General features: G+C 61.0%; 18 protein-coding genes. 13 read left to right on the forward strand and 5 right to left on the reverse strand.

Annotation, left to right across the window (positions count from 1 at the left end; genetic code table 11):
• Window positions 1-107 precede the first annotated feature (107 nt).
• Window positions 108-1,442 carry a substrate-binding domain-containing protein gene (locus PMI25_RS15160; protein WP_007961104.1) on the forward strand — a complete coding sequence of 445 codons (1,335 nt, stop codon included), beginning with the start codon at window positions 108-110 and terminating at the stop codon, window positions 1,440-1,442.
• A 140-nt stretch (window positions 1,443-1,582) separates the two neighbouring features.
• On the opposite strand, the gene PMI25_RS15165 is transcribed toward PMI25_RS15160, so the two are convergent.
• Window positions 1,583-2,812, reverse strand: a complete 1,230-nt coding sequence (locus PMI25_RS15165; RefSeq protein ID WP_007961105.1) for an acyl-CoA dehydrogenase — start codon at window positions 2,810-2,812, stop codon at window positions 1,583-1,585.
• A gap of 157 nt (window positions 2,813-2,969) precedes the next feature.
• On the opposite strand from PMI25_RS15165, the gene PMI25_RS15170 reads away from it, so the two are divergent.
• The 3 genes from PMI25_RS15170 (at window position 2,970) to PMI25_RS15180 (ending at window position 5,533) form a co-directional block, all read left to right on the forward strand.
• Window positions 2,970-3,899, forward strand: coding sequence for a LysR family transcriptional regulator (locus PMI25_RS15170; protein WP_007961107.1), 930 nt, complete (start codon window positions 2,970-2,972; stop codon window positions 3,897-3,899).
• A 187-nt stretch (window positions 3,900-4,086) separates the two neighbouring features.
• On the forward strand, window positions 4,087-4,485 hold the full coding sequence (locus PMI25_RS15175; RefSeq protein WP_007961109.1) for a MerR family transcriptional regulator: 399 nt from the start codon (window positions 4,087-4,089) through the stop codon (window positions 4,483-4,485).
• 148 nt (window positions 4,486-4,633) lie between these two features.
• The gene (locus PMI25_RS15180) at window positions 4,634-5,533 is read left to right on the forward strand and encodes a hydroxymethylglutaryl-CoA lyase (RefSeq protein WP_007961111.1); all 900 of its coding nucleotides are present in this window, start codon (window positions 4,634-4,636) and stop codon (window positions 5,531-5,533) included.
• A 666-nt stretch (window positions 5,534-6,199) separates the two neighbouring features.
• On the opposite strand, the gene PMI25_RS15185 is transcribed toward PMI25_RS15180, so the two are convergent.
• On the reverse strand, window positions 6,200-7,897 hold the full coding sequence (locus tag PMI25_RS15185; RefSeq protein ID WP_007961113.1) for an AMP-binding protein: 1,698 nt from the start codon (window positions 7,895-7,897) through the stop codon (window positions 6,200-6,202).
• Between the two features lie 355 nt (window positions 7,898-8,252).
• Here PMI25_RS15185 and PMI25_RS15190 point away from each other — a divergent pair, with 355 nt between their 5' ends.
• The 4 genes from PMI25_RS15190 to PMI25_RS15205 all read left to right on the forward strand — a co-directional run bounded on the left by PMI25_RS15190 (window position 8,253) and on the right by PMI25_RS15205 (window position 13,916).
• A complete protein-coding gene (locus PMI25_RS15190; protein WP_007961115.1) occupies window positions 8,253-9,416 on the forward strand; it encodes an isovaleryl-CoA dehydrogenase in 1,164 nt (387 codons plus the stop codon).
• Between the two features lie 12 nt (window positions 9,417-9,428).
• Window positions 9,429-11,036, forward strand: a complete 1,608-nt coding sequence (locus PMI25_RS15195) for a carboxyl transferase domain-containing protein (RefSeq protein WP_007961117.1) — start codon at window positions 9,429-9,431, stop codon at window positions 11,034-11,036.
• A 115-nt stretch (window positions 11,037-11,151) separates the two neighbouring features.
• Window positions 11,152-11,967, forward strand: coding sequence for a gamma-carboxygeranoyl-CoA hydratase (locus PMI25_RS15200; RefSeq protein WP_007961118.1), 816 nt, complete (start codon window positions 11,152-11,154; stop codon window positions 11,965-11,967).
• On the forward strand, window positions 11,967-13,916 hold the full coding sequence (locus PMI25_RS15205; protein ID WP_007961120.1) for an acetyl/propionyl/methylcrotonyl-CoA carboxylase subunit alpha: 1,950 nt from the start codon (window positions 11,967-11,969) through the stop codon (window positions 13,914-13,916). The genes PMI25_RS15200 and PMI25_RS15205 overlap by 1 nt, the downstream gene beginning before the upstream one ends.
• A 39-nt stretch (window positions 13,917-13,955) precedes the next feature.
• Here PMI25_RS15205 and PMI25_RS15210 read toward each other — a convergent pair whose 3' ends face one another.
• Window positions 13,956-14,615, reverse strand: a complete 660-nt coding sequence (locus PMI25_RS15210) for a LexA family protein (RefSeq protein WP_007961123.1) — start codon at window positions 14,613-14,615, stop codon at window positions 13,956-13,958.
• 131 nt (window positions 14,616-14,746) lie between these two features.
• Between PMI25_RS15210 and PMI25_RS15215 the strand changes: the two genes are divergently transcribed.
• The 3 genes from PMI25_RS15215 (at window position 14,747) to PMI25_RS15230 (ending at window position 18,067) form a co-directional block, all read left to right on the forward strand.
• Window positions 14,747-15,085: a DUF6124 family protein gene (locus PMI25_RS15215; RefSeq protein WP_003223691.1), complete on the forward strand. Its 339-nt coding sequence runs from the start codon at window positions 14,747-14,749 to the stop codon at window positions 15,083-15,085.
• A 481-nt stretch (window positions 15,086-15,566) separates the two neighbouring features.
• Window positions 15,567-16,718, forward strand: coding sequence for a M14 family metallopeptidase (locus tag PMI25_RS15225; protein ID WP_007961125.1), 1,152 nt, complete (start codon window positions 15,567-15,569; stop codon window positions 16,716-16,718).
• Between the two features lie 149 nt (window positions 16,719-16,867).
• Window positions 16,868-18,067, forward strand: coding sequence for an MFS transporter (locus PMI25_RS15230; protein ID WP_007961127.1), 1,200 nt, complete (start codon window positions 16,868-16,870; stop codon window positions 18,065-18,067).
• On the opposite strand, the gene PMI25_RS15235 is transcribed toward PMI25_RS15230, so the two are convergent.
• Window positions 18,064-18,609: a cytochrome b gene (locus tag PMI25_RS15235; RefSeq protein ID WP_007961129.1), complete on the reverse strand. Its 546-nt coding sequence runs from the start codon at window positions 18,607-18,609 to the stop codon at window positions 18,064-18,066. The two genes, PMI25_RS15230 and PMI25_RS15235, sit on opposite strands and share 4 nt — an antisense overlap.
• Window positions 18,606-19,700 carry a catalase family peroxidase gene (locus PMI25_RS15240; protein ID WP_007961131.1) on the reverse strand — a complete coding sequence of 365 codons (1,095 nt, stop codon included), beginning with the start codon at window positions 19,698-19,700 and terminating at the stop codon, window positions 18,606-18,608. The genes PMI25_RS15235 and PMI25_RS15240 overlap by 4 nt, the downstream gene beginning before the upstream one ends.
• 157 nt (window positions 19,701-19,857) lie before the next feature.
• On the opposite strand from PMI25_RS15240, the gene PMI25_RS15245 reads away from it, so the two are divergent.
• Window positions 19,858-20,364 carry an RNA polymerase sigma factor gene (locus PMI25_RS15245; protein ID WP_007961133.1) on the forward strand — a complete coding sequence of 169 codons (507 nt, stop codon included), beginning with the start codon at window positions 19,858-19,860 and terminating at the stop codon, window positions 20,362-20,364.
• Window positions 20,361-21,116 carry an anti-sigma factor family protein gene (locus PMI25_RS15250; RefSeq protein ID WP_007961136.1) on the forward strand — a complete coding sequence of 252 codons (756 nt, stop codon included), beginning with the start codon at window positions 20,361-20,363 and terminating at the stop codon, window positions 21,114-21,116. Before PMI25_RS15245 ends, PMI25_RS15250 begins: the two co-directional genes overlap by 4 nt.
• The last annotated feature ends 78 nt before the right edge of the window (window positions 21,117-21,194 follow it).

Raw genomic sequence — 21,194 nt, forward strand, 5'->3', positions numbered from 1 at the left:
CCGCATTCGCGAGCAAGCTCGCTCCCACATTTGGATCGCTGTCATCTTCAAGTAACTTTTCTGACTTAATCTCCCCGGCAATCCCCTTGGCCTGATTCGGTGCCGGAATGACCCTCCGTGTTCTGTTCGCTTTTCTGTCGAGTGCATGGCTGACGGTCAGTGCCGCCACCCTGCCCATCCCTGAAAACGGCCCGGGATTGCGCATTCAGGGTTCCAATACCATTGGCGCCGATCTCGGCCCGGCGTTGGTTGAAGGTTTTTTGCAGGATCAGGGGCTGCTGAAGATCCACCGCGAAAACCCCGACACCGCCAACGAACAACACGTCGTCGGCCAGACTGCCCAAGGCAAACGGGTGGTGATTGAAGTTGCCGCTCACGGTTCCAGCACCGGTTTCACCGCGCTGAAAAGCGCCAGTGCCGACCTCGCCGCCTCCTCCCGCCCGATCAAGGACAGCGAACTGCTCAGCCTGCAAGCGCTCGGCGATCTGAAAAGCGCCGCCGCCGAGCAGGTGATTGCCATCGACGGTCTGGCGATCATCCTTCACCCCGACAACCCACTGCAGCAACTGGACACCGAGCAACTGGCGCGGATCTTCAGCGGTGAGGTGAAAACCTGGGAAGACCTCGGCGGTCGCGGTGGTGCGATTCATTTATATGCGCGGGATGATCAGTCCGGCACGTACGACACGTTCAAGGAATTGGTGCTGGGGCGGCGTGGGAAAAATCTGAGTGCCAGTGCGAAACGTTTCGAATCCAGTGAGCAATTGTCCGATGCGGTGAGCAGTGATCCGCAGGGTATCGGTTTCATCGGTCTGCCGTATGTGCGCCAGGCCAAAGCCGTGGCGATTGCCGATGGCGCCTCGCAATCGATGTTGCCGCTTAACAGTCTGATTGCCACTGAGGACTATCCGCTGTCACGACGCCTGTTCTTTTATCTGCCGCCCGGCAACCAGAATCCGTGGGCATCGGCATTGGTGGCGTTTGCGCAAAGCCCACAGGGCCAGAAGATTGTCGCGGCCAACGGTTTCATCAGCCAGACCGTGCACGCCATGACCGTCACTCCGAATGCGCTGATGCCCGAGGGTTATCAATCCCTCAGCCGGCATGCCCAGCGTCTGACTGTGAATTTCCGTTTCGAGGAAGGCAGCGCCAGCCTCGACAACAAGGCGCGGCAGGATCTGGCGCGGGTGCTCGACTATATACAGCGCCACGACAAGACCGAGCGCGCGGTGACGCTGGTGGGGTTTGGTGACGAGAAAGACGATCCGGCCCGCGCCGATCTGCTGTCGAAGCTGCGGGCGATGGCGGTGCGTCGCGAACTGGTGAAGAACGGCGTGGTGATGCGCGAAGTGCGCGGGTTTGGCGCGTTGATGCCGGTGGCGGCAAACAGTGCGGATGAAGGCAGGATCAAGAATCGGCGGGTTGAGGTTTGGGTGTATTGAATCCGAAGCAGATGTGGTGACTGACCTGACGCCTTCGCGGGCAAGCCCGCTCCCACAGGGTGCACTGGTGTTCACAAAATTTGTGTTCACTGCAGATCCCTGTGGGAGCCGGGCTTGCTCGCGAAGGCGGCGACGCGGTCTTAATGACCGCTGCGCAGCATTTCCTTCGGCACATACTTGCCGATCTCGAACTTGCCGATCGCCGCGCGGTGCACTTCGTCCGGGCCGTCGGCCAGGCGCAGGGTGCGTTGCATGGCGTACATGTAGGCCAGCGGGAAGTCGTTCGACACCCCTGCCCCGCCATGGATCTGGATCGCCCGGTCGATCACCCGCAACGCGACGTTCGGTGCGACGACCTTGATCTGCGCGATCTCGCTCTTGGCAACCTTGTTACCCACGGTGTCCATCATGTACGCCGCTTTCAGGGTCAGCAGGCGTGCCATGTCGATTTCCATCCGCGAGTCAGCGATCTTGTCGACGTTACCGCCCAGACGTGCCAGCGGTTTGCCGAACGCGGTACGGCTCACGGAGCGTTTGCACATCAGTTCCAGTGCTCGCTCGGCCATGCCGATCGAACGCATGCAGTGGTGAATCCGGCCTGGGCCAAGGCGACCTTGAGCGATTTCGAAGCCGCGTCCTTCACCGAGCAGGACGTTTTCGTACGGTACTCGCACGTTGTCGAACAGCACTTCGGCGTGACCGTGCGGCGCGTCGTCGTAACCGAACACCGGCAGCGGACGGACGATCTTCACGCCGGGGGTGTCGACCGGCACGAGGATCATCGAGTGCTGCGCATGGCGCGGCGCGTCGGGATTGCTCAGGCCCATGAAGATCAGGATCTTGCAGCGCGGATCGCAGGCGCCGGAAGTCCACCACTTCTTGCCGTTGATCACCCACTCGTCGCCATCACGCACGGCGCGGGCGGCCATGTTGGTGGCGTCGGACGAGGCCACGTCCGGTTCAGTCATGGCGAACGCCGAGCGGATCTCGCCGCGCAGCAGCGGTTCGAGCCAGCGCTGTTTCTGTTCTTCGTTGGCGTAACGCACCAGCACTTCCATGTTGCCGGTGTCCGGCGCCGAGCAGTTGAACGGCTCCGGCCCCAACAGCGAACGGCCCATGATTTCCGCCAATGGCGCGTATTCGAGGTTGGTCAGGCCGGCACCGAGTTCCGATTCCGGCAGGAACAGATTCCACAGACCTTCAGCCTTGGCCTTGGCCTTGAGCTCTTCCATGATCGCGGTCGGCTGCCAGCGATCACCCTCGGCAACCTGCCGTTCGAACACGGCTTCGGCCGGGTAAACGTAAGCGTCCATGAACGCGGTCACGCGCTCACGCAGTTCTTGCACCTTGGGCGAATAAGCGAAATCCATGAGCAATTACCTTCTTTAGGCAGAGGTTGTTCAGATCATGCAATCGATGCTAGAACAGCGCGGATAATTTACCTAGCCTATTCTCGGCGTGTATAAACATTCATCACCGATATATGATCCGCTGATTGTCAGCCCACAGAACAAGAGAAGCCGCGTTATGAATCTGAGTAAGGTCGACCTCAACCTTTTCATCGTCTTCGACGCGATCTACACCGAAGCCAACCTGACCCGCGCCGGGCAGATTGTCGGGATCACCCAGCCGGCGGTGTCCAACGCGTTGGCGCGGTTGCGCGAGACCTTCAACGATCCGCTGTTCGTGCGCACCGCCCAGGGCATGGTGCCGACACCGATGGCGCAGAACATCATCGGCCCGGTACGCAACGCGCTGTCACTGCTGCGGGTGTCGGTGCAGGAGAGCCGGATTTTCAACCCGGCGCAGGCAGTGAAGACTTACCGCATCAGCATGACCGACCTGACTGAGGCGGTTATCCTGCCGCCGCTGTTCCAGCGTTTGCGGCGTCTGGCGCCGACGGTGATCATCGAAAGCTTTCTGTCCAAACGCCGCGAGACCACCAAGGAACTGGCCGCCGGACGCCTGGATTTCGCCGTCGATGCGCCGCTCAACACCGACCCGCAGGTGCGTCACGTCAAGCTGATGGAAGACCGTTACGTCTGTGCGATGCGCAAGGGCCACCCGCTGGCGGGCAAGGAAAAACTCAGCCTCGACGATTACCTGTCGCTCACGCATATCCATATCTCCAGCCGCCGCAGCGGTCTGGGGTATGTCGATCTGGCGCTGGGCAAAATGGGCATTCAGCGCAAGATCGCCCTGCGCTCGCAGCATTATCTGATGGCGTCGCAGGTCATGCAGCAGACCGACATGGTGATGACGGTACCCGAGCGGTTTGCCCGGCGTAATGACTTGCATGCGTTCAACCTGCCGGTCAGCGACGTGCCGCCGCTGGAGACTCACCTGTATTGGCATGAAAGCACCGATCAGGACCCGGCCAACCGCTGGATGCGCGAGCAGATCATCGAGTTGTGCCAGCAGGTGGCGGCGCAGGAGAAGAAGCTCGACAAGGTGTAAGGCTGGCTACCGCGTTATCGTTCTTCGCGAGCAAGCTCGCTCCCACAGGATCAGTGGCGCGCACAAGTCCATGTGGGAGCGAGCTTGCTCGCGAAGAGGCCGGCACTGACAGCAACGATCCTTCCTGCTTGACGTAAACGTCAACTCACCATTAGCTTAGCGCCAAGACCTTTTTCCGAGCGCTTTCATGAGCAGCCAGACCTACAGCATTTCCGACCTCGCCCGCGAGCTGGACATCACCACCCGGGCGATCCGCTTTTATGAAGAACAAGGCCTGCTCAGCCCCGAGCGCCGTGGCCAGGAACGCATCTATTCACCGCGCGACAAGGTCAGCCTGAAGCTGATCCTGCGCGGCAAGCGCATCGGTTTCTCCCTGGCCGAGTGCCGTGAGCTGATCGAGCTCTATGACCCGTCCAGTGGCAACACCAAACAGCTCAACAGCATGCTGGCGAAAATCAACGAACGCCGCGAACAGCTCGAGCAGCAGCTGCTCGACATCGAACAGATGAAGCTGGAACTCGACACCGCTGAAGAACGCTGCGTGCAGGCGTTGGAGCAGACGCTCAAGGGTCAGCAGGCCATTTAACGGAAAAAACCTATCCCCTGTGGGAGCGAGCTTGCTCGCGAATACGGTCCGACTCAAATCTTTCGCTGACCGATCCACCGCTTTCGCGAGCAAGCTCGCTCCCACAGGGGGGCATCCGCAGTCTTCAGATAATTACAGGTCAACCGCCATGTCCCTCCCCTCCCAAGTACGCCTGATCGAAGTCGGCCCGCGCGATGGCCTGCAGAACGAAGCCCAACCCATCAGCGTGGCTGACAAGGTGCGACTGGTCGACGCCCTGAGCGCCGCCGGCCTTGGCTATATAGAAGTCGGCAGTTTCGTCTCACCGAAATGGGTGCCGCAGATGGCCGGTTCCGCCGAGGTGTTCGCGCAGATCCAGCGCAAGCCCGGTGTGACCTATGGCGCACTGGCGCCGAACCTGCGCGGTTTTGAAGATGCGCTGGCCGCCGGCGTGAAAGAAGTTGCGGTGTTCGCCGCCGCGTCCGAGGCGTTCTCGCAGCGCAACATCAATTGCTCGATCAGCGAAAGCCTGGCGCGCTTCGCGCCGATCATGGAAGCCGCGAAACAGCACGGCGTTACCGTGCGTGGCTACGTGTCCTGCGTGCTCGGTTGCCCTTATGAAGGCGAAGTGGCGCCGGAGCAAGTGGCGATGGTCGCCCGTGAGCTGTACGCGATGGGCTGCTATGAAGTTTCGCTGGGCGACACCATCGGCACCGGCACCGCAGGCGCGACCCGGCGGTTGTTCGAAGTGGTGTCGGCGCAAGTGCCACGGGAAAAGCTTGCGGGGCACTTCCACGACACCTACGGCCAGGCCATGGCCAACATCTACGCCAGCCTGCTGGAAGGCATTGCGGTGTTCGACAGCTCTATCGCCGGCCTCGGCGGCTGCCCGTACGCCAAAGGCGCGAGCGGTAACGTCGCCACCGAAGACGTGGTGTACCTGCTCAACGGCCTGGGCATCGAGACCGGTATCGACCTGGACGCCTTGATTGCGGCGGGTCAGCAGATCAGCGCGGTGCTCGGTCGCCCGAGCGGTTCGCGTGTGGCCAAGGCCCGTAACGCCCAGTGAGGGCGAAGGTGTTACCGCTGCGTCGGAAACGTGGGCGTAGACGAGTAACACGGAAACAAATTGTCTGGTTTGCCCTGAAGGAAAAATCCTTCAAAAATATCAAGCCCTTGATTTACAAGGGTTTTAAAAAGTTGGCACGGCTTCTGCTATCTCTATGGCATAACAAGAATAAAAAGCAGCAAACCAATAAAAATAAGACGTACCGACTCTGACATAACAAAAACAACACGGCAGAGACGCAGCTAACAGATTTTTTTGGAGAAGGTGTGCTTTTCAGGGTGCTCTCAGGAGTGACCCGCAACCGGGCAGAGAACAATAAAACTACCTTCAGGTAGCTCCCGAATCGGTTGGATCGTTTAACGAGAAAGCAGATCAGCGCTCAAAAAAATACGTTTGCTCTTGACCCCGGATGGGGGTCGCCAAAAACAGCGGTAAAGGGCCACGGTTGCCAAAAACAACAACAGACCGCCCCTCAATAATAAAAAAAGAGCACGCGACGACAAAATTAAAGGGGAGCTTCGGCTCCCCTTTGTGCTTTCTGTGATCCGAGAAAAACTCTATCTCCATTGTGGGAGCGAGCTTGCTCGCGAATGCGGTGTATCAGATACAAATTTGTCGCCTGACACTCCATATTCGCGAGCAAGCTCGCTCCCACAGTGTTTGTGTTCACCGCTCGACTGTCTTCAGTTCCTCGATACTGATCTCACGCATCCGGAATTTCTGAATCTTGCCCGTCACCGTCATCGGAAACTCTTCGACGAACTTGAAATGCCGCGGCATCTTGAAGTGGGCGATGCGCTCCTTGCACCAGGTTTGCAGCTCCAGCTCGGACGCAGTGTGGCCGGGGTGAAATTTGATCCAGGCGACAATCTCCTCACCGTAACGCGAGCACGGAATGCCGATCACCTGCACGTCCGCCACCGCCGGGTGGGTGAAGAAAAACTCTTCCAGCTCACGCGGGTAAATGTTCTCGCCACCGCGAATGATCATGTCCTTGTTGCGCCCGGCAATGTTCACGTAGCCCTCATCGTTCATGCTCGCCAGGTCGCCAGTGTGCATCCAGCCTGCTTCATCGATGGCTTCGGCGGTGGCTTGCGGGTTGCTCCAGTAACCGAGCATCACGCTGTAACCGCGGGTGCACAGCTCACCGATGGTGCCGCGCGGCACCGGGTTGCCGGCCTCGTCGATGATCTTGCTTTCCAGTTGCGGCTGGGTGCGGCCGACGGTGGTCACGCGCAGTTCCAGCTCATCGTTCGGCCCGGTCTGCAGCGACACCGGGCTGGTTTCGGTCATACCGTAGGCGATCTGCACTTCGCTCATGTGCATCTCGCTGATGACCCGGCGCATCACTTCGATCGGGCAAGTCGCCCCGGCCATGATCCCGGTGCGCAGGCTCGACAGATCGAATTCACCTCGCAGCGGCTGATCGAGCATGGCGATGAACATGGTCGGCACGCCGTACAGGCCGGTGGCTTGTTCTTCGGCGACGGTTTGCAGGGTCAGTAACGGATCGAACGCGTCGTTGGGGTAGATCATGGTGCTGGCGTGGGTGATGCAGCCGAGATTGCCCATGACCATGCCGAAGCAGTGATACAGCGGCACCGGGATCACCAGGCGGTCGCTCGGGGTCAGGCCGATGCTTTCGCCGACCATGTAACCGTTGTTGAGAATGTTGTAGTGACTGAGGGTCGCGCCCTTGGGGAAACCGGTGGTGCCGGAGGTGTACTGGATGTTCACCGGTTGATCGAAGTGCAGGCTGTCGCTGCGCTCACGCAACTGTTCGGGCGAAACACTGCTCGCCAGATCGGCCAGTTGCGACCACGGCAGGAAGCCCGACGGCGGCTGGGCGTCGAGGCTGATCACCCCACGCAAATCAGGTAGACGTTCGCTGCACAATTGGCCGATGGATTGCTCGGCGAGTTGCGGTACCAGCCCTTGCAGCATGGCGTGGTAGTTGGAGGACTTGAACGCGCCGGCGCACACCAGCCACTGGCAACCGGACTGTTTGAGCACGTATTCCAGCTCGGAGCTGCGGTAGGCCGGGTTGATGTTGACCAGGATCACGCCGATTTTCGCCGTGGCGATTTGTGTGATGCACCACTGCGCACAGTTCGGCGCCCAGATGCCGAGCCGATCACCGGCCTGCAAACCCAGCGCCAGCAAGGCTCTGGCGTGCAGATCCACGCTATCGGCCAGTTGTCGCCAGGTGTAACGCAATTGCTGATGACGTACGACCAGGGCCTCGCCGTGCGGGTGTTGCGCAACCGTCTGGTCGAACCTCTGCCCGATGGTCATCGCCAGCAAGGCTTTGTCCTGGGAGCCTCGGGTATAGCTGCGCTGAGGGTTTGCACTGGGTTGATCCATGATGACCCCTATTGTCTTTATTAGTGGGTTTACCGGAGCTCACTTTTTTGCGGGTGGCCTTGTGGTGAGGGGATTCATCCCCGATGGTTGGCGAAGCCGACCCAAACCTGTGAATGCGGTTCAGCAGGAAAACTGAAAATGCGCTTCGCACACCATCGGGGATGAATCCCCTCACCACAAAAGCTCACTTCCACAAAAGCCTGTCCGTTTTCAATCCTGAACTGCCCCTACTCTCGCCCAAGTTGACGTTAACGTAAAGGGTGATTGACAGCCAACCATCGCAGGCTTACGTTAACGTAAAGGTGAGAGCCGTTCGACCGCCCTCCCAACCTACAAAAAAGCCAAAAGGTGACCCATGAGCTATCCATCCCTGAACTTCGCCCTCGGTGAAACCATCGACATGCTGCGCGATCAGGTTCAGTCCTTCGTCGCCGATCAGATCGCCCCACGCGCCGCGCAGATCGACCGCGACAACCTGTTCCCGGCCGACATGTGGCGCAAATTCGGGGACATGGGCCTGCTCGGCATCACCGTGCCGGAAGAGTACGGTGGTGCAGGCCTGGGTTACCTGGCGCACGTGGTGGCGATGGAAGAAATCAGCCGTGGCTCGGCATCGGTGGCCCTGTCCTACGGCGCGCATTCCAACCTCTGCGTCAACCAGATCAACCGCAACGGTAACCACGAACAGAAATCCAAATACCTGCCAAAACTGATCAGCGGCGAACACGTCGGCGCCCTCGCCATGAGCGAACCGAACGCCGGCTCCGACGTGGTTTCGATGAAATTGCGCGCCGACAAACGCGGCGACCGTTTCGTGCTCAACGGCAGCAAGACCTGGATCACCAACGGCCCTGACGCCAACACCTACGTGATCTACGCCAAGACTGATCTGGAAAAAGGCCCGCACGGCATCACCGCGTTCATCGTCGAGCGCGACTGGAAAGGCTTCAGCCGCAGCAACAAGTTCGACAAGCTCGGCATGCGCGGTTCCAACACTTGCGAGCTGTTCTTCGATGACGTCGAAGTGCCGGAAGAAAACATCCTCGGCGTGCTCAACGGCGGCGTGAAAGTGCTGATGAGTGGCCTCGATTACGAGCGCGTCGTACTGTCCGGCGGCCCGACCGGGATCATGCAGTCGTGCATGGACCTGATCGTGCCGTACATCCACGACCGCAAGCAGTTCGGCCAGAGCATCGGCGAATTCCAGCTGATCCAGGGCAAAGTCGCCGACATGTACACCCAGCTCAACGCCAGCCGCGCCTATCTGTACGCGGTGGCCCAGGCCTGCGAACGCGGCGAAACCACGCGCAAGGACGCCGCCGGGGTGATCCTCTACACCGCCGAGCGCGCCACGCAAATGGCCCTCGACGCGATCCAGATTCTTGGCGGCAACGGCTACATCAACGAATTCCCGGCCGGGCGTCTGTTACGTGACGCCAAGCTGTATGAAATCGGCGCGGGTACCAGTGAGATCCGGCGCATGCTGATCGGCCGCGAACTGTTCAACGAAACCCGCTAAACGGAGCTGCACATGGCTATCCTGCATACCCAGCTCAATCCCCGTTCAGCGGAGTTCGCCGCCAACAGCGCGGCGATGCTCGAACAGGTCGACGCCCTGCACACCCTGCTCGCCCAAGTGGCGCAGGGTGGCGGCGCGAAAGCCCAGGAACGGCACACCTCGCGCGGTAAATTGCTGCCGCGTGAACGCATCAATCGCCTGCTCGATCCGGGCTCGCCGTTTCTGGAAATCAGCCAACTCGCCGCGCACGCCGTGTATGGCGAAGACGTGCCAGCCGCCGGGGTAATTGCCGGGATCGGTCGAGTCGAAGGCGTCGAATGCATGATTGTCGCCAACGACGCGACGGTGAAGGGCGGCTCGTACTACCCGCTGACCGTGAAAAAACACCTGCGCGCACAGACCATCGCCCAGCAGAACCGCCTGCCGTGCATCTATCTGGTGGACTCGGGTGGCGCCAACCTGCCGCGTCAGGACGAGGTGTTCCCGGATCGCGAGCACTTTGGCCGGATCTTCTTCAATCAGGCCAACATGAGCGCCATGGGCATTCCGCAGATCGCCGTGGTCATGGGCTCGTGCACCGCGGGCGGCGCCTATGTGCCGGCGATGGCGGACGAAGCAATCATGGTGCGCAATCAGGCAACGATCTTCCTCGCCGGCCCACCGTTGGTGAAAGCCGCGACCGGTGAAGTGGTCAGCGCTGAAGACCTTGGCGGGGCCGATGTGCACTGCAAGATTTCCGGCGTGGCCGACCATTACGCCGAGAGCGACGAACACGCCCTCGCCCTCGCCCGCCGCAGCGTCGCCAACCTCAACTGGCGCAAGCTCGGCGAAGTGCAGCAGCGCACGCCGATTGCACCGCTGTACGCCAGCGACGAATTGTACGGTGTGGTTTCCGCCGACGCCAAACAGCCATTCGACATGCGCGAAGTGATTGCGCGGCTGGTCGACGGTTCGGTGTTCGATGAATTCAAAGCCTTGTTCGGCACCACGCTGGTGTGCGGCTTTGCCCACCTGCACGGCTACCCGATCGCGATCCTCGCCAACAACGGCATCCTCTTCGCCGAAGCCGCGCAAAAAGGCGCGCACTTCATCGAACTGGCCTGCCAGCGCGGCATTCCGCTGCTGTTCCTGCAGAACATCACCGGGTTCATGGTCGGCCAGAAATACGAGGCCGGCGGCATCGCCAAGCACGGCGCGAAACTGGTGACCGCCGTGGCCTGCGCCAAGGTGCCGAAATTCACCGTGATCATCGGTGGCAGCTTCGGCGCCGGTAACTACGGCATGTGCGGGCGCGCTTACGATCCGCGTTTCCTGTGGATGTGGCCGAACGCGCGCATCGGCGTGATGGGCGCCGAACAGGCGGCGGGTGTGCTGGTGCAGGTCAAGCGCGAGCAGGCCGAACGCAGCGGCCAGGCCTTCAGCGCCGAGCAGGAAGCCGAGATCAAGCAGCCGATCCTCGACCAGTACGAAGAGCAGGGTCACCCCTACTACTCCAGCGCACGCCTGTGGGACGACGGCGTCATCGACCCGGCGCAGACTCGCGATGTGCTGGCCCTGGCCTTGTCCGCGTCGTTGAACGCGCCTATCGAACCGAGCCGCTTCGGCGTGTTCCGGATGTGATGCTTTTTGTCGGAGCGAGCCTGTGTGGCGAGGGAGCTTGCTCCCGTTCGATTGCGCAGCAATCGTAATCCAGGCCCACAGGCAGCTCCCACAAGAACCGTGGAGACGGAAGAATATGAGCGACTTCAACACCCTCGAACTGCACAACGATCCAAGGGGTTTCGCCACCCTGTGGCTCAATCGTGCAGAAAAGAACAACGCGTTCAACGCCGAAATGATCCGCGAACTGATTCTGGCGCTGGACAAGGTTGCCAGCGATTCCAGCCTGCGTTTCCTGCTGGTGCGCGGGCGTGGCAGGCACTTCAGCGCCGGCGCTGACCTGGCGTGGATGCAGCAATCGGCCGAACTCGATTACCACACCAATCTGGACGACGCCCGCGAGCTGGCGGAGCTGATGTACAACCTCGCCAAGCTGAAAATCCCGACCGTGGCCGTGGTGCAAGGCGCGGCGTTCGGCGGCGCGCTGGGGCTGATCAGTTGCTGCGACATGGCGATTGGCGCCGATGATGCGCAGTTCTGTCTGTCGGAAGTGCGCATCGGCCTGGCGCCGGCGGTGATCAGTCCGTTCGTGGTGCAAGCCATCGGCGAACGTGCCGCGCGTCGCTACGCGCTGACTGCCGAGCGCTTCGGTGGGCAGCGTGCGCGGGAAATCGGTTTGTTGTCCGAGAGCTACCCGGCCGCCGAGCTTGATCAAGCCGTCGAGCAATGGATCGACAACCTGCTGCTCAACAGCCCCGCCGCGATGCGCGCCAGCAAGGATCTGCTGCGCGAAGTCGGCAATGGTGCGCTGACCCCGGCGCTGCGCCGCTACACCGAAAACGCCATCGCCCGGATCCGCGTCAGCCCTGAAGGCCAGGAAGGCTTGCGCGCCTTTCTGCAAAAGCGTGCGCCGAGCTGGCAAGCCGCAACCACCACCAAGGAGCCGCGTTGATGAGCGCACCTGTCCTCACCACCCTGCTGGTGGCCAACCGTGGCGAAATCGCCTGCCGGGTCATGCGTACCGCAAAGGCCTTGGGTCTGACCACCGTCGCCGTGCACAGCGCCACCGACCGCGAAGCGCGGCACAGCCGCGAAGCGGACATTCGCGTTGATCTCGGCGGCAGCAAAGCCGCCGAGAGTTATCTGCAAATCGACAAGCTGATCGCCGCGGCCAGGGCCAGCGGCGCGCAGGCGATTCACCCGGGTTACGGCTTTCTGTCGGAGAACGCCGGCTTCGCCCGTGCCATTGAACAGGCCGGGCTGATTTTCCTCGGCCCGCCCGCCTCGGCCATCGACGCGATGGGAAGCAAATCTGCAGCCAAGGCGCTGATGGAAACCGCGGGCGTGCCGCTGGTGCCGGGCTATCACGGTGAAGCGCAGGATCTCGAAACCTTCCGCGAGGCCTGCGCACGCATCGGCTATCCGGTGCTGCTCAAGGCCACGGCCGGTGGCGGCGGCAAAGGCATGAAAGTGGTCGAGGACGTCAGCCAACTGGCCGAAGCCCTGGCTTCGGCGCAACGTGAAGCGCAGTCGTCGTTCGGCGATTCGCGGATGCTGGTGGAGAAATACCTGCTCAAACCGCGTCACGTGGAAATTCAGGTGTTCGCTGACCAGCACGGCAACTGTCTGTACCTCAACGAGCGTGATTGCTCGATCCAGCGCCGGCATCAGAAGGTCGTCGAAGAAGCCCCGGCGCCGGGCCTGACCGCGGAACTGCGCCGCGCCATGGGCGAAGCGGCCGTGCGTTCGGCGCAGGCGATCGGTTACGTCGGTGCCGGCACCGTGGAGTTTCTGCTCGATGCGCGCGGCGAATTCTTCTTCATGGAGATGAACACGCGTCTGCAGGTCGAACATCCGGTCACCGAAGCGATCACCGGCCTCGATCTGGTGGCGTGGCAGATTCGTGTGGCACGCGGTGAAGCGTTGCCGATCACCCAGGATCAGGTACCGCTCAATGGCCATGCGATTGAAGTGCGGCTGTATGCCGAAGATCCGTCGAATGATTTCCTGCCCGCCACCGGACGCCTGGAGCTTTACCGCGAATCGGCCGCCGGACCGGGGCGTCGGGTCGATAGCGGCGTTGAGCAAGGCGATGAAATTTCGCCGTTCTACGACCCGATGCTCGGCAAGCTGATCGCCTGGGGCGAAGATCGCGAGCAGGCGCGCCTGCGGCTGTTGAGCATGCTCGATGAGTTCGCGATTGGCGGTTTGAAGACCAACATCAACTTCCTACGGCGGATCATCGCGCATCCGGCGTTCGCCGCTGCCGAGCTGGATACCGGGTTTATTCCGCGTTATCAGGAACAGTTGTTACCGACGCCGCGTGCGTTGAGCGATGAGTTCTGGCAGGCCGCAGCGCAGGCGTTCGCGCAGAGTTTGCCGGGCGCTGTTCGGGCGGATGACCTGGGTTCGCCGTGGGCGTTGAACAGCGGGTTGCGCGCAGGATTGCCGGCGGAAGTCACCTTTCACTTGAGCTGCGAAGGTCAGGATCGGGCGTTGACCTTGGGCAGCACCGGCAACGCCAAACTGTCGGATGAAGCACTGGTCGTCGAGCACGATGGCGTACGTCGCACCTTGCGCGCCATTCGTCAGGGCGATTCGCTGTACCTGCAATGGGAAGGCGAGTTGCGGCGTATTCAGATGTTCGACCCGATCAGCGCCGTCGACGCCAGCCACAGCCATCAAGGCGGTCTGACTGCCCCCATGAACGGCAGCATCGTGCGGGTGTTGGTGGAGGCCGGGCAATCGGTCGAGGCCGGTGCGCAACTGGTGGTGCTGGAGGCGATGAAGATGGAGCACAGCATTCGCGCGCCCCATGCGGGGGTGATCAAAGCGCTGTATTGCCAGGAAGGTGAAATGGTCGGCGAAGGCAGCGCTTTGGTGGAACTGGAAGCCGTGTGAATGGGAGATCGATCCTACGCAAAGCGAGGATCGATCTGACTAGAAACGCGCCGTGGCTTGAACCACCACACCGATGATTCGACACTCATCGGTGAACAGGGCTTTGGGCCAGGTCGGATTGAGCGGTACCAGATAACGCTGGCCGCCCTCTTCGTCGAGCTTGCGAAAGATCGCTTCATCGCAGCCCTGCCACTGGGCGATCACCAGTTTGCCCGGCAGCGCTTCCGCCTCCGGATCCACCAGAATCAGCATGCCCTCGGCGACGCTCTGGCCTGAAGGTGCGGTCATCGAATTTCCCGTCACGGTCAGCCAGAACGCTGCGCCACGGGCATGATAATCCGTCAGTTCGAAGCGCTGCTTGTCATGTGACGGGGCGTAAGCGGCGGTTGCACTCTCACGCGATTCGCACGGCGTGTGCCAATCGCTGACCGGATAGCGGAAATACGGGTTGTACTTCTGCGCCAGCGGCATCTCGTCATCGTCGGTCTCCTGCGGCTCGCGAATCACCAGCACCACTTCCAGGAAGTCCATCCCCAGCGCCTGCAATACGCGGTTCATTTCCGTAATACCCGGCTCGCGACGTTTGTTCAGCCAATGGCCGATCCCGCCCTGGGACATGCCGACGCGCTCTCCGAGCTCTGTTTGAGTGATTTTGAGTTCACTCATCTTGGCCTTGACCAACTCAATCCATTTATCCATGTGCGGCACCTTACTTGCCCCGCCTTCGGCCGGCAAAACACATATTGTAGTATTTAAATTCTGGTCACAACTACGCACCGTACTATGCTGGCAGCACGGACTTTCAATCGAACAAGGAGTGACCCTTCACCATGAATATCAGCAGCAAAGACTTGCCCGATCTGCAAATGGACACCACGTTCACCTCCCCTCAAGGCAATGCAGCAGCGCAGCGAGCACTGGACTATTACTTGAAACCAGCTGTGTCAGAACCCGAGGTAGATGAACGTTTTTTTGATGTGAAACGCCATCTCAGCGGCGAAGAAGCGCTCGTGCACGCGTCGGATCTGTTGCGCTGCGCAGCCGCCACCGCCTTCAAGGCAGCCGAAAACCTGCAGGGCGCGAGCCGCGACCTGGCATTTTCGGTGGTGCATATGGTGGATATGGCGCGAGCGATGGTCGACCATTCAATTGATGGCGAGCAGCTCTGACTGACACGGGAAGCGGACGGACAGGAAAGAATTTTCCAATCGCGCAGATAAAAACATTTGACTTGCAAATGATAATGATTATTATTGCAAGCAGCTGGTCGCGAGATCAGTCGATGGACCAGAGACCTCAGGTCGGTCTTCTGGACTATCTCCTCATCAGGCTAATCACGGTTTTTGACCCGGCTTTTTGCCGGGTCTTTTTTTTGCCCGTTTTTCGGGCTTATGGCTTCAGGCTAATGAAGTCTTTGGGTGCTGCAAATTCGATGGCGCGGATAATATCAAAAGAATATCGCTTGGCAAGCAAAGCCCGGCCCGATTGGGGCAAACTAATGACAATTAGCACTTGAGAATCAATCGCACAGTCTCTAAGCTGCTTGCGCGTCACGGAAGACGCCCCCCACCGCAACCCGCAATTTCCCTCGGTTTCACCGCAGTCTTGCGTGTAAAGTAGCTGCCATAAAAATCATATTCAGGAACCGATATGACCGTGGCCAAATCTTCGTTCGACATCAGCGCCAACTTCGACAGCGGTAACATCCAAGTCATCGACATCTCCAATCCGCTCAACCCGGTTCTGGCCATTCGCCCGGATACCCGTAGCGCGCATTTTCAGTGGTTCCACTTCAAGGCCAGCGGCCTGCATATTCATCAGGAACACTGGTTTCGTCTGGTCAACGCCAGCCAATCCTCCTACAACAAAGCCTGGACCGGCTATCAGGCCGTCGCTTCCTACGATCACGTCAACTGGTTCCGCATTCCCACCAGTTTTGAAGGCGACAGCCTGCGCTTTTGCCTCGAAGCCGAGCAGACTCACGCCTGGTTCGCCTACTTCGAACCCTACAGCCGCGGTCGTCACGACTGGCTGATCGAGCAGGCGCTGAGCAAGGCCGGCACCGAACTGGTGGCCACCGGCAAGAGCGTCGAGGGTCGGGACATTCAACTGCTGCGCAAGGGCAGCGGCGCAGAAGGCCAGCGCAAAGTCTGGATCATCGCGCAACAGCACCCGGGCGAACACATGGCCGAATGGTTCATGGAGGGCGTGATCGAACGCCTGGAACGCCACGACGACCCGGTATTGAACAAACTGCTGGCCAGCGCGGATCTGTATCTGGTGCCGAACATGAACCCGGACGGCGCCTTCCACGGCCATCTGCGAACCAACGCCATGGGCCAGGACCTGAACCGCGCCTGGCAGAGCGCCAGTCAGGACGTCAGCCCAGAGGTACTTTTCGTACAACAGCAGATGGAAAAGTACGGCGTCGATCTGTTCCTCGACGTACACGGTGACGAGGAAATCCCCCACGTGTTCACCGCCGGCTGTGAAGGCAACCCGGGTTACACACCGCGCATCGAGAAGCTTGAAGAGCATTTCCGCACGCACCTCAAGCACACCACCAAAGACTTCCAGACCCAGTACGGCTACACCCGCGACGAACCGGGCCAGGCCAACATGACCCTGGCCTGCAACGCGGTCGGGCAGAAATACAACTGCCTGTCGCTGACTCTGGAAATGCCGTTCAAGGATCACGACGACCATCCGAACAAGGAAACGGGCTGGTCGGGCAAGCGCTCGAAACAGTTGGGCAAGGATGTGCTGACCACCATCGCCGACATGGTCGATACCCTGCGCTGATCCCTCCCCCGCTCCATCCAAAGATCGCAGCTCTGGCTGCGATCTTTTTTTTGCACAATCAAGTGCCACCACCGATGAGGTTGCAAATTAAAACCAAACTGCTTACCGTGATTCTGGTTTTAATTTGAAACCCAAAAAGGAATCAGGGCATGCAAACTCAACCCCTCAAAAGCAGCGTGGTGCTGCTGTTCGCCATTGCCTGCGGTCTGGCTGTAGGCAATGTGTATTACGCGCAGCCGTTGCTGGACGCCATGGCCGAGGCCTTCGCCATGTCGCCGGCAACCATCGGCATCGTCATCACCCTGACGCAGATCGGCTACGGCATCGGTCTGGTATTGCTGGTGCCACTCGGCGACCTGCTCAACCGACGCCGGCTGATCGTCACCCAGACCCTGCTCTCGGCCGCCGCGCTGTTGATGATCGCGCTGGCGCCCAGCAGCGTATGGTTGCTGCTCGGCATGACCCTGACCGGCCTGCTCGCCGTGGTGACGCAAGTGCTGGTGGCGTATGCCGCGACACTGGCCATCCCGGCGCAACGCGGGCGCGTGGTCGGCGTGGTCACCAGCGGCATCGTCGTCGGTATTCTGCTCGCGCGCACCGTTGCCGGGGTCATGGCTGATCTGGCCGGTTGGCGGGCGATCTATCTGCTGTCGGCGGGGCTGACGCTGCTGATGGCGCTGCTGCTGTTACGCGTATTGCCCAAGAATGAAGCCGCGCAGCCGGCGAGCCGTTACGGCGCGCTGATCGCTTCGGTGTTCAGCCTGTTCAGGCAAGAGCCGGTGCTGCGACAACGGGCAATTCTCGCGCTGCTGACCTTCGCCAGCGCCATGGTCCTGTGGACGCCGATGGTGCTGCCGCTGGCTGCCCCGCCACTGTCGCTGTCACACAGTGAAATCGGCCTGTTCGGGTTGGCAGGTGCCGCCGGTGCACTTGCCGCCGCGCGCGCCGGACATCTGGCTGATCGCGGCCTGGGCCAATGGGTCAGTGGTCTGTCGCTGTTGCTGATGCTCGCCTCGTGGCTGCCGATCGCCCTTACCCAGTCCTCGTTGTGGGCGCTGTTGCTCGGTGTGATCACCCTCGATCTGGGCTTGCAGGCCGTACACGTCACCAGCCAGAGCATGATCTACAGCGTGCGCCCCGAAGCGCAAAGCCGCCTCACCGCCGGCTACATGCTGTTCTATTCGATCGGCAGCGCATTGGGTTCGATTACCTCGACGGCGATGTACGCCTGGGCCGGCTGGACCGGCGTGTGTCTGCTTGGCGCCGCTATCAATGCAGTGGCGCTGGGTTATTGGTGGCTGACCGTGAAAAGTGGCGCACCCCAGCGATGCGCCACACAGACGAGTTAATCGCGATCGCGACCGCGCAACATGCTGTCGAGCACCTCGTCGCGGCGTACCCAACCGTGGAACAGCGCCGCTGCCAGGTGCAACAGCACCGTCAGGAACAACAGGTATGCCAGATAGCCATGCGCCTCGCGCAACAGGGCAAACACTTGCGCATCGGCCGGCAGGATCGACGGCAACTGCAAGGTATTGCTGAGCATCACCGGCTCGCCCGAGGCACTGATCATCGCCCAACCGAGCAGCGGCAACACCAGCATCAAGGCGTACAACAACACATGCGAAGCCTTGGCCGCCATCACCTGCCAGCCCGGCAGATCGGCGGGCAGCGGCGGCTGTCGGGTAGAAAACCGCACCAACAGACGCACGACCACCAGCAGCAGAATCGCGATCCCCAGCGGTTTGTGCAGATGAATCAGCCATTCATGCCGCTGTGAAACCGAAGTGACCATGCCGGCGCCAATGAACAACATGGCGATGATCATCAGCGCCATCAGCCAGTGCAGCAGCCGCGCCAACAGCGCGAAATGAGTCGGTTGCGTGCTCATGGGCGAGCCTCCTGACGGGCGGCGGGCAATTGGCTGACTTCACTGGTACGCCGCAGATAGGAGTCGGCGTAACCGGCGGAACGCGCGGCGAGCAGCGGGTCGTCGGAACCTTCGATACCGGCCGGCAGTACCAGCGGATCGTAGTTGATGTCGCGGCATTCGCCGCTGAGCTGCGGCTGAGTCTTCTCCAGCACCAGCGTGCCGGCGTTGATCACCTTGCGACCCTCGGGCCAGGTTTTGCTCGCATCGTTCACTGGATCACCGGGGTTGGCCAGGGTGATATTCAGTTGCCAGCGCAACGGCCCTTCGGCCAGGCGCTGCACCAGATCCCTCTCGAGAAAATCCGCCCCCTCCGGCGCCGAGGCTCCGGCGGCATCGCGCGCCAGTGGCGTGACACTCCAGCGCACCGCCTGCTTCTGCCCGCTGGCGTTGACCAGATAGAACGCATTGACGCTGTTGTAGGTTTCGGTGGCATAGCTGGCCGACGGTTTGGCGGTTTTCACCCACGTCAGAAACGGCACGGCTTCCGGGTGCGCGGCGAAGAACGCCGGGACTTTCGAAGGATCCGGTTTACCTGTGGCCGGATCCGGCGACTGCGCCTGCTGCAACTGATAGAACGCCTCGGGAGTGCCGACCGGGAACACCGGCATGCTGTTCATCCCGGTGCGCCATTGCTGACCGTTGGCCTGGGTAAAACGCAGCGCCAGACTGCGAATCGGCACGCTGCTGTCCGGGGCATAGGGATTGCCCGCCGGCAATGCGAAACGCCCGACCACCGGCGTCTGCGCCTCGTTGAACACCTGTGCGGAAGAAAACGCTCGCGCCTCGCCACTGCTCTCGAAATGCCCGATCACGCACACGCCCTTGGCGTGATTGCGCCGGAACCCGGGGTGCACGCCGTTGTTTTTCTCCAGCACATCGACCAGCGCCTTGGGCGTCAGACGTTGTGGGTCAAGGTTACCGTGCACGTAGGCAAACGCCCCAGCGACAGCGGCAACCACCACGGCAATCGCCGTCAGGCGCAACACTGTGCTCGCGGCACTCAAGGGCGGACGCGGCGGCCTGCCCGGCGGTGAAGTGCGATCAACCATGAATAACTCCAGGGCCATCGGCCACAAGTAGGAAGAATCAGCAAGACGCACCCCAGCGGGATTTATTCCATGGCCCGGTATTTATTTTTCCGAACGTGGAATAACCTCGAACGGCGGACGTCTCCCTAGTCCACAGCGTAGTGACTAGCAGAAATTCATGAGCGAATTCGACGAACAGTTGAGAGAAATCATTCCCAGATTGCGCCGCTTTGCCGTGTCGTTGACCCGCAACAGCAGCAGCGCCGACGATCTGGTGCAGGCCAGCCTCGAGCGAGCCCTGTCCGGCTGGGGTGCGAAACGCGCCGAGGGTGACGTGCGCGCGTGGCTGTTCGCGATCCTCTATCGGCAGTTTCTCGACGCCCACCGACGCTCCCGTCGTTATGCGCGGATGCTCGAATTCTTCACCGGTCGCGACGACGCCGAACCCTCGGTCGAGCGCACCGTGATCGCCCAATCGACCCTGCAAGCCTTCGATCGCCTGCCCACCGAGCAACGTGCACTGCTGCTGATGGTCTCGGTCGAAGGCCTTAGCTACAAGGAAGCCGCGGACATCCTCGACGTCCCCACCGGCACCGTGATGTCGCGCCTGTCCCGCGCCCGCCAGGCCTTGCGCCAACTCAGCGACGGCGAAATCAGCAGCCCTTCTTTGCGGATACTCAAATGATCAGCATGCCCCCCAGCGAGCGCGACCTGCACGCGTACGTCGATCACCAACTCAACGAAGCCGACCGGCGTCTGGTTGACACCTGGCTGGCCACGCACCCGGAAGCCGCCGCGCAGGTGCGCGCCTGGCAGCACGACGCCCAGTTGTTGCGCGCAGCCCTGGGCGGCGCCTTGCAACAACCGGCCAATCCGGTGCTCGATCCGGCACTAATTCGCCAGCGCCTCAAGCGTCAGTCGCGGCGGCACCTGGCCAGCGCCGCGGTGTTGCTGATCGCGGTCGGCATCGGCGGCTTCAGTGGCTGGCAGGCACGGGAGATGACCTTGGTGCGGTCTTCGATGCTGCCGATGACCGACGCCTTGCAGGCCTATCGTTTGATCGCCCAGCAAGGGATTTTGCCGGCGGACTACAAGGTCGACACTGACGGCGATATGCAGCGTTGGCTCGACCGCTATTTCACTCAGGCCAGTCGCTTGCCGGATCTGAAATCCGCCGGTTTCGAACCGGTCAGTGGCCGCCTGCTCAGCACCGACGAAGGCCCGGCGGCGATGGTCATGTACGAGGACCGCAGCGGCCACAAGGTCAGTTTCTATGTGCGTCCACCGGGGCCGAAGAACACCTTCCTGCCACGCGGCAGCCGCAGCGACGGCGATCTGCAGGCGGATTACTGGTCCGGTGGCGGGTACAACTATGCAATGGTCAGCCCGACGGATTCGCCGGCAGCAAAACAACTGAAGCAATCAATGCAATTCTGAAACTTCCCCCTGTAGGAGCTGCGGCACGCTGCGATCTTTTGACCTCGATGTTAAAAATCAGAAGATCGCAGCGTGCCG

The sequence above is a fragment of the Pseudomonas sp. GM30 genome (genome assembly GCF_000282275.2).
In the GTDB taxonomy this organism is placed as follows: Bacteria; Pseudomonadota; Gammaproteobacteria; order Pseudomonadales; family Pseudomonadaceae; genus Aquipseudomonas.